This window comes from Streptomyces sp. LBL (assembly GCF_029893585.1).
Taxonomy (GTDB): Bacteria; Actinomycetota; Actinomycetes; order Streptomycetales; family Streptomycetaceae; genus Streptomyces.
In genome coordinates, this window is the sequence record NZ_JARXYX010000008.1 from 280,272 (window position 1) to 291,772 (window position 11,501).

Here is an 11,501-nt window from a genome sequence, read left to right on the forward strand (position 1 = left end):
CGCGCCCCGCCACCGGACTGCCCCTGTCGCCGGACACTCCCACGCCCGCCGGTCGGCAGCACGATCGCGACCTCCGGCAGATCGCGACCTCCGGCCTCCCCCGAGGCGGCCCCCCTCGACCACGCCGCCGCACCGCGGCTACCGCATGCCCGAAAACAGTGAAGGAACCATGTCCAAGCGAAGTATCAAGATCGCCATGTCGGCCGTATCGGTGGCCGCGGCCGCCCTTACGGCGGCTACGCCCGCCAACGCGCTGGCCGCCACAGGGCCACTGACAGATGTGCGGGTCGCCGCCCACTTCGACCTGTCCGCGGGCCAGCTGCCGGAGAACGTCACCCTGCTGCCCGACGGCACGGCAGACGTCACCTTCGCCGCCGGCCGCCAGGTGGCTCAGGTCAGCCCTGGCGGCGCGACGCGCATCCTGGCGACGCTGCCCGCACCCGCCGACGGCGGAGTAAACACACCGGTCCTCGGCTTCCCTCTGACCACCGGCATCGTCCATACCTCGGACGGCACCGTGTACATGCTCTACGCGACCGGCACGGCCGACCTGACGGGGCTGTGGCGGATACGCCCCGGGCAGGACCCGGAGCGCATCGCCGCGCTGCCCGCCAACGGCCTGCCCAACGGGCTGGCACTGGATGAGCACAGCCAGCAGCTCTACGTCACCGACTCGGCGCTCGGCACCGTGTGGACCGTCCCCATCGGCGGCGGAACACCCACCGCCTGGTCCACCGCCCCCGAGCTCGCCTCGACCGGCTTCCTGGGAGCCAACGGCGCGAAAGTGCACGACGGCGCGCTGTGGGTGACCAACCTCGACCGGGGCACCCTGCTGCGCATTCCGATCCGCTCCGGAAACCGTGCGGGAACCCCGCAGGTCAAGGCATCAGGCCTGGCCGGGATCGACGATTTCGCGTTCACCGGCCGCGGCGACGACGTCCTCGCCGCACTGAACGCCCCCAATACGGTCGTGCGCGTCCGGTCCGACGGCACCAGCACCACCGTTCTGGATGCCAAAAACGGACTTCAGAACCCCACCTCCATCGCCCTGCGCGGCAATGACGTGTACGTGCTCAGCGCCGCCTACACCACGGCCACTGACCCCAATCTGCTGCGCGCACGCCTGCACGGCGACCGGTAGGAACCAGCCCGGACGATACGAATAAAGGAGCACACATCGTGAGTGACATTACTCTCGGCGACGTCGACGTGACCCGGGTCGAGGAGATGCACGGACCGGTCGGCATGGACCCGGAGACGTTCTTCCCCGGCTCGCCGAAGCAGCACTGGGACGCACACCGGTCCGCGCTCGTCCCGGACTTCCTCAGCGACGAGACCGGTATCTGTGAGGTGGCCGTGCAGACGTGGGTGCTGCGCAGCGAGGGCAAGACCGTCCTGATAGACACCGGGATCGGCAATCACAAGGAACGCCCCCACACACCGGCCTGGGACCACCTGGAGCTGGACTTCCTCGGCAACCTCCAGCGGGCCGGCGTGCACCCCGACGACGTCGACATCGTGGTCAACACCCACCTGCACGTCGACCACGTGGGATGGAACACCCACCTGGAGGGCCAGTCCTGGGTTCCGACCTTCCGCAACGCCACGTACCTGATGCCCAAGGCCGACTTCGAGTTCTGGAACCCGGCCAACAACCCCAAGATCGCCGGCGGAGTCAACGAGAACGTCTTCGAGGACAGCGTCGCGCCCGTACACGCCGCCGGTCAGGTCCAGGTCTGGGAGTCGAGCCACCAGATCGACGCCAACCTCCGTCTACAGTCTGCACCCGGCCATACACCGGGATCGAGCGTCCTGATGCTGGACTCCGGCTCCGAACGCGCGGTCTTCGCCGGCGATCTGATGCACTCCCCCTTCCAGGTCATGCAGCCGGACCACAACAGCTGCTTCTGCGAGGACGCACAGGCCTCCCGCAAGACCCGGCACGAGATCCTCGGCTGGGCCGCCGACGCCAACGCGCTTGTCCTGCCTGCCCACTTCGCGGGACACGGCGCGCTGGAAGTGGAACGCAGCGGCGGCTCGTTCGGCATCAAGCGGTGGGCCTCGCTCGACCGACTCTGACATCTGGTCGGTCCACAACCATGGCCCCGGGGCCAAGCCCCGGGCCATGTGCCGTCGACGACACAACCGTAGACAAAGACAACGAGATGTCGATCAAGGGCTGGGTCCCCTTCGCCCCGTACACCGATCAGGGCTGAGACCCGCAGAAAGGCACCACTGTGAACCACCACCCCGACCCCGTTGTGACCACCGCGCAAGGAGGGGTCCGCGGCCTACGACAGGACGACACCACCACCTTCCTGAACATCCCCTACGCCGCCCCGCCCCGCGGCGCCGGCCGGTTTGCGTCGCCGCAGCCGCATGAGTCCTGGGACGGCGTGCGGGACGCCACCGTGCCGGGACCCAACGCGCCGCAGTCCGAGCGCAAGCTCGGCACCGTGGACATGTCCCCCTACTTCGGCCCCGGTTGGAGCCAGGGGGAGGAGTACCTCACCGTCAATGTCTGGACGCCCGCCGCCGTGGACAGCGCTCTGCCCGTCATGGTGTTCGTCCACGGCGGCGGATTCGTCGCCGGATCGACGCGGTCCGCGCTGTACGACGGCTCCGGCTTCGCCCGCGACGGCGTCATCCTCGTCACCCTGAACTACCGGCTCGGCATCGCGGGATTCCTCGACATCCCTGGAGCGCCCGCCAACCGCGGCCTCCTCGACGTCGTCGCCGCGCTGCGCTGGGTGCGGGAGAACATCGCCGCCTTCGGCGGTGACCCGCGCAACGTCACGCTCTTCGGCCAGTCCGCCGGGGCAACCATCGTCGGCGGCGTGCTCGCCACCCCCGAGGCCGCGGGCCTCTTCCGCCGGGCGATCGTCCAAAGCGGCAGCGGCCGGGGGGCGTTCACGACAGAGCAGGCCGCCCGCGTCACCAAGGCCGCGGCGGAGGCGCTGGGCGTCGATCCCCATGTCGACGCCTTCACGGACGTCTCCGACGAGCGCCTGGTCGAGGTCGCCAACCGGGTCGCGGGCATCGACCTGCGGACCGAGACGCACAGCGACCCGCTGATCGGACTCAGCCCCTTCAGCCTGGTCCTCGACACGCAGCCCGCCGAAGCCGTCTCCACCGGCCTCAGCGCCGACGTCGACCTGCTCATCGGGATCAACACCGAGGAGGCCAACCTCTATCTGGCCCCCGTGGGCAACTACGCCACCTCGACCGCGGCCGACGTCGACGCGGCAGCGGCCCGCTCGCACCCGAATCCGGCACGGCTCGTCGAGACGTACCGGAAGGCACGCCCCAAGGCGTCCTTCGGTGAGCTGCGGTCCGCCATCATGGGCGACGCCGCGTTCGGCGCGGGCAGTTGGGCACTGGCCGGTGCCCATGCCGCCCACCCCCAGTCCGAGACCTTCGGCTACGAGTTCGCGTGGCGCTCCCATGCCCTGAACGGAGAACTCGGCGCCACCCACGCGATGGAGCTCCCCTTCGTCTTCGACGTCACGCATCTCCCCCAGTTGCACGGACCCAACGGCCTGCTCGGCCCCGACAAGCCCCCCGCGGATCTCGCCGCCCGAGTGCACGAGACGTGGGTCCGGTTCGCAAGGACCGGTAACCCCGGCTGGGACCCGTACGACAGCGAGCGCCGGGCCACGATGCACATCGACGCACAGTGGACCCAGGTCGACGACCCCCGTGACCAGGAACGCCAGGCCTGGAACTGACCTGCCGTACACAACACGTTCCTCCAGGACGCCGCGCTCGTCGCGGTGCGGAGCTGCGGCCCCGACATCGCGAGGATGCGAGCGGAGTACGAGACGCGCCGCGAGATCATGCTGACGGAACTCGCCGAGGTCCCGGGCCTCACGCCGAGTTACCCCGAAGGCGCGTTCTACCAGTTCCCGCGGTACGACGTCGATCTGCCGTCGGTCGAGGTCGTGTCGGCACTGCGCACGACATACGGGGTGACCGTGCGGCCGGGCGGCGAGTTCGGCGCGTCGCACCGCAGCGGTTCGTTCGCCGCGCTTCGCGCGTCTTTGATCCGTCCCGGACGCTCGGACCAGCATCGCAGCACGGCTCAGCTGCGGAAACGCCCAGTGACCTGGCCGTCAGCCGGGCTGCGAAGCGTCAGCCGTCCTGCCGCGACTGCTCGTCGCCCGCACGCGCCTTCGCGCGCTGCTCATTGGCGTAGTTGAGATAGTTGTAGACAGTGAAGCGGCTCACGCCGAGCGCGCTCGCCACGGTCTCCACGCCGTGCCGCACGGAGAAGGCGCCGCGCGCCTCCAGCATCCGTACGACCTCCTGCTTGGCTTTGCGGTCCAGGTCCGCCAGGGGTTTGCCCTTCTTGCGCTCCATGGCGGCCAGGATGTGATCAAGGGAGTCTGCGAGCTGCGGCAGCCGTACGGCGACCGCCTCCGTCCCCTCCCAGGAGAGCACGACATCGTCGGGGCCGGCCTCGTCCGGCGGGAGCATCTCGCCGCCCATCGCGTCGATCAGCGGCTTCACGGCCGTGATGAAGGGCTCGTCCCCGGTGCCGGTCACTTCCCGCCCTCCCCGGTCGTGCTCTGTCCGGCCGCACCCTCGCCGATCACATTGAGCTGGAGGGAGATCCGGGTGGCGCCGGACGTGAGGGTCCGGCGCAGCAGGTCGTCCACCACGGCGAGTACGGCGTCGGCACCGCCTTCCACCGTATTGCCGAACGGGCCGACGTCCACCGCGTCCAGGTCGGCCGCCTCGATGACCTCGCGGGCCACCAGCGCGTGCGCGGGTGCCTCGTCGAGGTCGAAGGGCTCGGTCGTGAACTCCACTCTCAATCGCATGGTGCCCCCACAAAACGCCTCTGACCTGCATTCTTACCCAGATCGCCCACCGTGAGGGCATATCAGGGCACAACGGGTACGCATCAGCCGACTGCTGCACGGCCCGCGATGCGCCCCAGCCCGATCACTTTCACCGGGACGGAGCCGCTTCGTCCGCCACGAGCCGACCCTAACCGACCAGGGCATCTCTCCGCCCTACACGTTGCGCGTGCGGCCCGCCTCCGTGCGGGACGTGGAGTGCGGGACGTGGTGTGTCTGTGGCTGACGGCCATGACGGAGCCCTCCCGCTGTGTCCACGGTGTACGACGGCTCGGTTACCGGAAGTCCTCCTCGCGGTACTCGGCGTCCGAGCCGGCGGCTGTGGCCTCGCGCAGCTCGATGCGGCGGATCTTGCCGGAGACGGTCTTGGGCAGGGGCGCGAACTCCAGGCGGCGGATGCGCTGGTAGGGCGCGAGGACGTCGCGGGAGTGCTCGAACAGCGCCTTCGCGGTATCGGGGCCGGGCTCCCAGCCCTCCGCCAGCACCACGTAGGCCTTCGGGACGGCGAGCCTCAGCTCGTCCGGCGCGGGCACGACGGCCGCCTCCGCCACCGCCTCGTGCTCCAGCAGCGCGCTCTCCAGCTCGAAGGGGCTGATCTTGTAGTCGGACGCCTTGAAGACGTCGTCGGCCCGGCCGACATAGGTGATGTAGCCGTCGGCGTCCCGGGAACCGATGTCCCCGGTCCGGTAGAAGCCGCCGGCCATCGCCTCCGCCGTACGGTCGGCGTCGCCGTGGTAGGCGGTCATCAGGCCGACCGGTTTCGTCGACAGGTCGAGGGAGATCTCGCCCTCCGCCGCGCCGGGCGCGCCCGACACCGGGTCGAGGAGCTCCACCCGGTAGCCGGGACTCGGCCGTCCCATCGAGCCCGTCTTCAGAGGCTGGCCGGGGCTGTTGGAGACCTGAACCGCCGTCTCCGTCTGTCCGAAGCCGTCCCGGATCGTGACGCCCCAGCCGCGGCGGACCTGCTCGATGACCTCGGGGTTCAGTGGCTCGCCGGCCGCGACGGCCTCGCGCGGCGGGGTGCGCAGCTGGGTCAGGTCGGCCTGGATGAGCATCCGCCACACGGTCGGCGGGGCGCAGAACGTGGTCACGCCCGCGCGGTCCATCTCCGCCATCAGCCGGGCCGGGTCGAAGCGGGTGTAGTTGTGCAGGAAGACGGTCGCCTCCGCGTTCCACGGCGCGAACAGGTTGGACCAGGCATGCTTGGCCCAGCCCGGCGAGGAGATGTTCAGGTGTACGTCGCCGGGCTGGAGGCCGATCCAGTACATGGTCGCCAGGTGCCCGATCGGGTATGAGGCATGGGTGTGCTCGACGAGCTTGGGGCGGGCCGTCGTACCGGAGGTGAAGTACAGCATCAGCGGGTCGTCGGCCAGGGTCGGACCGTCGGGCAGGAACTCTGCGGAGGCGGTGTACGCGTCCTCGTACGGCTGCCAGCCCTCCGGTACGCCGCCGACGGCGGTGCGCGTGTAGTCGCCGGGCACCTCGTCGAACTTGGCGGCGTCCTCGGACCGGACCAGAACGTGCCGCACCTGCCCGCGCTCGACCCGGTCGCGCAGGTCGGCGGGGCCGAGCAGCGGGGTCGCCGGGATGACGACGGCCCGCAGCTTCATGGCGGCGAGCGCCGTCTCCCACAGCTCGGCCTGGTTGCCGAGCATGACGAGGATCCGGTCCCCGGCGCCGACCCCGCGCTCGCGCATCAGGGTGGCGACCTTGTCGGACCGCTCGGCCATCTCGGCGAAGGTGAGCCGGACCTCGGTGCCGTCCTCCTCGACGATGTGCAGGGCGGTCCGGTCGTTGCCGGCCGCGATCTCGTCGAACCAGTCGAGAGCCCAGTTGAAGTGCCGGGGGCGGGGCCAGACGAAGCCTTCAGAGGCCGTGGCGTAGTCCTCGCGGTGTTCCAGCAGGAAGTCCCGCGCGCTGCGGAAGAGCTCCGTCACGGTCGTCATCTTTCCTCCTCTGTACCGGCACCATTGCCGGGCACGTCTCTACCATCGTCTAATCCGTGATGCAGGTCTCACTACCCCCGAACCGGGGGTGTGCTGCGGTGAAGGGGCGAGGACGTGGCAGCAGAGGTGTCCTGGCGGGCGTCGCGACCGGTGTCGCAGGCCATGGAGATCCGCGGTGCGCTGGTGCGGCTGCGGCGCGCGACGGGGCTTCCGGTCGCGTTCGGCGGCCTGGTGGAGGCCGGCCGGTCCGGCGTGCGCATCAGCGAACTGCCGCCGGGCGACGAACGCGGTGGCCGCCGAAGGCATGGGGGTGACCGCCGAGACAGCGAAGGGGTATCTCCGGTCGGCGATGCGGAAGCTCGGTGCGGGCACCCGGGGCGAGGCGGTCGTCGTCGCACGTCGGGCAGGGTGGTTGCCGTGCCGGCCGCCCGGCAGCGGCCGCTCGGTCATTCATGTCCGGGTGCGTTGATGCAGGTGCGTTGATGCGGGTGCGTTGATGCGGGTGCCTTGATCCGGGTGCGTTGATCCGGGTGCGTTGAATTTCTCCCCATCATCACGTTGTTATTTCCCTCACCACCGCGTCCCGCCGAATTCCAAAGACCGTTGCCTAATATTGGCCAGGACACGACACACGGAGGGAGCGGTGACCGTGCGACGAGACTTCAAGGAGCCTGCCCGAAGCCGCCCCGACCTGCTGATCGGCAGGGAGGAGCTGCTCAGCGGGGCGCGTGAGCAGCTCGTCAGCGGCGGCAGCGTGCTGCTCCACGGCCCGGCCGGAATTGGAAAGTCGACCGTGCTGCGGACTTTGGCCGCCGAATACACCGGCGCGGCCGGCACCGTGCTGCGCTGCTCCGCCACCGAGTCCGAATCCCATCTCCCCTTCCTGGCCCTGGCCGACCTCCTGGGCCTGGTCGTCGACCAGGTGTCCGGCCGGCTGCCGGCCGCGCAGCGCACTGCCCTGGAGTCGGCGCTCACCGGCCGCGGCGAGTCCACCCTCCAGCGCGACGGGCTGGCTCTGCGTCTGGCCGTGCTGTCCGCGCTGCGCGCGCTGGCAGCCAAGGGCCCCGTCCTGGTCGTCGCGGACGATCTGCAGTGGCTGGATCCGGCCAGCGCGGAACTTCTCGGCTTCGCCGCCCGCCGCCTCGGCGACACGCCCGTCCAGCTGCTGTGCGCGGTGCGGACCGAGGGGCAGGAGTACGACCGGTATCTACGCGCGTTGCCCCCGGACAGTCTCGCGGTCCGGCTCAATCCGCTGTCCCGGACCCAGGTGTCCGCGCTCCTGACCCACCGCGGCTACACCGGTCTGCCCCGCTCCACCGCCCGGGACATCCACCGCACCAGTGGCGGCAACCCCCTGTTCGCGCTGGAACTGGGCCGGGCGCTCGCCGAGAACCCGACCCCGCCCCGGCCCGGCGAACCGCTGCACGTGCCCACGTCGCTGCGGGCCCTGGTGCTCAGCCGCCTGGACATGCTGTCGAACGAGGCCCGCCGCACCCTTCTGGTGGCCAGCGCGGGCGCGCGTCCCACATTGACGCTGCTGCACGCGGCCGGCCGGGACAACGCCGAGGCGGAGACCGCGCAGGCGGCGGCCCTCGGCCTGCTGGCGACGGAGCCGGAAGGTCCCGCCCTGCGGTTCGCGCATCCGCTGATCTCCGCCGCGCTGTACGCGGAGGCACCCGCGCGGGAACGGCGGGCCGTGCACGCCGCGCTGTCCACGGCCGCTTCCGATCCCATCGAGCGGGCCCGGCATCTGGCGCTGGCGACCACCGGCACCGACCCGGAGGTGGCGGCCAGGCTCGCCGACGCCGCCGCCCAGGCCCGGGACCGCGGAGCGCCCTCGGTGGCCGCCTCACTCGGGCTGCTCGCCGCCCGGCACACCCCGGCCAGCGCCGTGCCGGGACCCGACGAGCGACGCTTGCAGGCCGCCGAGGACGCGATCACCGCCGGTGAGACGGACCTCGCGCGGGACATCGCCCGCGAGGTGCTGACCCGGGTGACCGTGGCCGCTGACCGGGTGCGGGCCTGGATGGTGGTGATCGAGTCCGCCGGGCAGGCCCTCGGTGACGTCGACGCGGTGTTCCCGCAGGCGCTCGCCGACGCGGGCGAGGACCCCGGGCTGCTGGCCCTGGTCCACTACCAGCTGGCCTGGCGGGGCCTGGTCGTCCAGGGCGACTTCGCGGAGGGCCGGGAGCAGGCCGCGCACGCCGCCGGGCTGGCCGCGCGGGCCGGTGACCGGCGCACCGAGCTGCTGGCCCTCGCCTTCCAGGCCCAGACCGAGACCCTGATGGGCCATCCGGACGCCCCCGCGACCATCGACCGGGCGCTCCGGGAGCCGCAGGACCCGCTGGTGGCGTGCCATCACAACGGGCCGGGGCTGACGCGGTTCCGCTGGCTGCTCATGGGCGACCAGCTGGCCGAGGCCCGCGCCACCGTGACCGCGCTGCTGCGCGAGGTGCGCCGGCGCGGCATGGTCGAGAGCGAGGTGCACTTCCTGCGGCTGCTCGCCGAGACCGAGCTGCGCTCCGGCCACTGCGGCCGGGCCCTCGACCTCGCCCGGGAGAGCCTGCGGCTGGCCCGTGACTCCGGCATCGGCGAGGTGGCGTCCGCACTGCTCACCTCCTTCGCGGAGGCGGCCGGCGGGGATGTCGACCGGGCGCTGGCGCTGGCCCGGGAGGCGGCGGACCACGCCGAGGTGGACGGCGACCAGATGTACGTCTCGCGCGCCCTGGCCGCCCTCGGCCACGCCCAGTTGGTGGCCGGGGACGCCCCGGGCGCGGTCCGGTCGCTGCGCCGGGTGCGGGAGCTGGAGAGCGGGCTCGGCATCACCGACCCGGCGCGCGGGCGGTGGCACGGCGACCTCGCCGAGGCCCTGGTGCGCACCGGGGAGACCGCCGAGGCGCAGGACCTCATCACGGTGACCCGCGAGCACGCGCTGCGGCTGGGCCGCGAGGGCGTGCTCGCCGTTCTGGACCGGGCGGAGGCGCTGGTGCGGGCGGGGCGCGGCGAACACGTGGCCGCGCTCGGACAGTTGACGTCGGCACAGGACCGGCTGGCCAAGCTGGGCTACGGCCTGGAGGAGGCGCGGGCCGCGTTCGCCCTGGCGACCCTGCGCACCGTCCCGCGCCCGCTCGGCTTCCCTCGGACAGGGGGCGCCGTGCCGGGGCCGACGTCGTACGACGAGGCGGCGCGGCTGTTCCGGCGCTGCCGGGCGCTGCCCTGGCTGCGGCAGGTGGAGGCGGCCACGGTGCCGGCGCCGGTGGAGCCGGTCGTGGCCCCCTCTCCCGCCCTCGACGCGCTGGACGGGCTGGCGTCGATGGAGCGTCAGGTCGCCGCGCTGGTCATGGAGGGCGCGACCAACCGGGAGATAGCCGGGCGGCTGTTCATCAGTGTCAAGACGGTGGAGGCGACCCTGACCCGGGTCTACCGCAAGCTCGGGATCCGGTCCCGGGTCGACATCGTCAGACTGGCGGCGGGCCGTCGTACGAGCTGACACCTCGAAAGTTTCCGGGATGTTACTCCATCCCCGGCGGGGTTTGAGGTCATACGACCGAGGGTTTTCCCTGCCCAACTCCCTTAGGGGGTTCCCTCATTGGGAAGAGCAACCCCGGGTTCTAGCGTAAGGGGCGTGCCGCTCGCCCGGTCACCCGGGGCTCGGTTCCTCCGGTCCCTCCCCCACTTCCGAACGGACACCAACGGGGCCCCACCCCCGTGCACGCCCACCCGACCCCCCGTGCCCCCCACGCGTGCGCCCCCACCGGATACCCCCACGAGGAGAACCATGTTCGGGTTCAACCACGCCAAGAAGACCGCCGCCGTTGTGGCCGCCACCGCTGCCGCCGCCGCGACCGCGCTGATCGGCGCCCCGGCCGCCGTCGCCGCCCCCCAGCCCATCGTCGGCGGCACCACGACCACGACGACCGCGTACCCGTTCATGATGCAGATCACGGACGCCTCGCAGAACCAGTTCTGCGGTGGCACCCTGGTCTCCCCCACCAAGGTCGTCACCGCTGCCCACTGTATGGTCGACGAGTCCACCAGCAGCGTCAGAGTCGTCGGCGGCCGCACGTACCTCAACGGCACCAACGGCACGGTCGGCCGGGTCAGCAGGATCTGGATCAACCCGGGCTACACCGACGCCACCAACGGCGACGACGTGGCCGTACTGACGCTGTCGACGTCGATGCCGTACACCACCGCGTCGTACGTCTCCTCCTCCCAGACGGGGGTGTACGCGGCCGGCGCCACCGCCCGCATCATCGGCTGGGGCACCACCTCCTCGAACGGCAGCTCCTCCAACCAGCTGCGCACCGCAACGGTGCCGACGGTCTCCGACAGCAGCTGCACGAGCTCCTACGGCTCCGACTACGTCAAGAGCGACATGGTCTGCGCCGGATACACCTCCGGCGGCGTCGACACCTGCCAGGGCGACAGCGGCGGTCCCCTGCTCATCGGGGGCGTCCTGGCAGGGATCACTTCCTGGGGCGAGGGCTGTGCCCAGGCCGGTTACCCGGGCGTCTACACCCGGCTGACCACCTTCTCCAGCCTGGTGACCGCGCAGGTCAACTCGTAACCCGGAAGGTTTTCCTGAGTACCCCTCAGGTGAGAGACCAGGGGGGGGGGGGGGGGGGGGGGGGGGGGGGGGGGGCGGCCCCCCCCCCCCCCCCCGGCGGCCCCGCCCCCCCCCCGCCGGCGC

Annotated in this window: 8 protein-coding genes and 2 pseudogenes; 7 read left to right on the forward strand and 3 right to left on the reverse strand. The window is 71.5% G+C overall.

Annotated elements, in window-relative coordinates; translation table 11 throughout:
* Window positions 1-169: 169 nt before the first annotated feature.
* The 4 genes and pseudogenes from M2271_RS12715 to M2271_RS42510 form a co-directional block, all read left to right on the forward strand.
* Entirely contained in the window at window positions 170-1,141 is a 972-nt protein-coding gene (locus M2271_RS12715; RefSeq protein ID WP_280887254.1) for a hypothetical protein, read from the forward strand.
* 38 nt (window positions 1,142-1,179) lie between these two features.
* Window positions 1,180-2,079 carry an MBL fold metallo-hydrolase gene (locus tag M2271_RS12720; RefSeq protein WP_280887255.1) on the forward strand — a complete coding sequence of 300 codons (900 nt, stop codon included), beginning with the start codon at window positions 1,180-1,182 and terminating at the stop codon, window positions 2,077-2,079.
* 158 nt (window positions 2,080-2,237) lie between these two features.
* Complete coding sequence (locus M2271_RS12725) at window positions 2,238-3,728, forward strand: carboxylesterase family protein (protein ID WP_280887256.1); 1,491 nt, start codon at window positions 2,238-2,240, stop codon at window positions 3,726-3,728.
* 33 nt (window positions 3,729-3,761) lie between these two features.
* Window positions 3,762-4,199 (forward strand): annotated as a pseudogene (locus tag M2271_RS42510) (aminotransferase class I/II-fold pyridoxal phosphate-dependent enzyme); the annotation flags it as partial.
* Here the strand turns inward: M2271_RS42510 and M2271_RS12730 are convergent.
* From M2271_RS12730 to M2271_RS12740, 3 genes are all read right to left on the reverse strand, one after another.
* The gene (locus M2271_RS12730; RefSeq protein ID WP_280887257.1) at window positions 4,132-4,545 is read right to left on the reverse strand and encodes a helix-turn-helix domain-containing protein; all 414 of its coding nucleotides are present in this window, start codon (window positions 4,543-4,545) and stop codon (window positions 4,132-4,134) included. The pseudogene M2271_RS42510 and the gene M2271_RS12730 sit on opposite strands and share 68 nt — an antisense overlap.
* Entirely contained in the window at window positions 4,542-4,823 is a 282-nt protein-coding gene (locus M2271_RS12735; RefSeq protein ID WP_280887258.1) for a thiamine-binding protein, read from the reverse strand. Before M2271_RS12735 ends, M2271_RS12730 begins: the two co-directional genes overlap by 4 nt.
* Before the next feature lie 314 nt (window positions 4,824-5,137).
* Window positions 5,138-6,808, reverse strand: coding sequence for an AMP-binding protein (locus tag M2271_RS12740; protein ID WP_280887259.1), 1,671 nt, complete (start codon window positions 6,806-6,808; stop codon window positions 5,138-5,140).
* Between the two features lie 277 nt (window positions 6,809-7,085).
* On the opposite strand from M2271_RS12740, the pseudogene M2271_RS12745 reads away from it, so the two are divergent.
* The 3 genes and pseudogenes from M2271_RS12745 to M2271_RS12755 form a co-directional block, all read left to right on the forward strand.
* A pseudogene (locus M2271_RS12745) lies at window positions 7,086-7,277 on the forward strand (hypothetical protein); the annotation flags it as partial.
* A 174-nt stretch (window positions 7,278-7,451) separates the two neighbouring features.
* The gene (locus M2271_RS12750; RefSeq protein WP_280887260.1) at window positions 7,452-10,298 is read left to right on the forward strand and encodes a LuxR family transcriptional regulator; all 2,847 of its coding nucleotides are present in this window, start codon (window positions 7,452-7,454) and stop codon (window positions 10,296-10,298) included.
* Window positions 10,299-10,586: 288 nt separating this feature from the next.
* Window positions 10,587-11,378 carry a serine protease gene (locus tag M2271_RS12755; RefSeq protein ID WP_280887261.1) on the forward strand — a complete coding sequence of 264 codons (792 nt, stop codon included), beginning with the start codon at window positions 10,587-10,589 and terminating at the stop codon, window positions 11,376-11,378.
* Window positions 11,379-11,501 lie beyond the last annotated feature (123 nt).

What these genes read in the sequence shown, in the direction of transcription:
- M2271_RS12740 (WP_280887259.1), bottom strand. Translation starts at nt 6,808, where the DNA reads ATGACGACCGTGACGGAGCTCTTCCGCAGCGCGCGGGACTTCCTGCTG.
- M2271_RS12755 (WP_280887261.1), top strand. Translation starts at nt 10,587, where the DNA reads ATGTTCGGGTTCAACCACGCCAAGAAGACCGCCGCCGTTGTGGCCGCC.
- M2271_RS12715 (WP_280887254.1), top strand. Translation starts at nt 170, where the DNA reads ATGTCCAAGCGAAGTATCAAGATCGCCATGTCGGCCGTATCGGTGGCC.
- M2271_RS12735 (WP_280887258.1), bottom strand. Translation starts at nt 4,823, where the DNA reads ATGCGATTGAGAGTGGAGTTCACGACCGAGCCCTTCGACCTCGACGAG.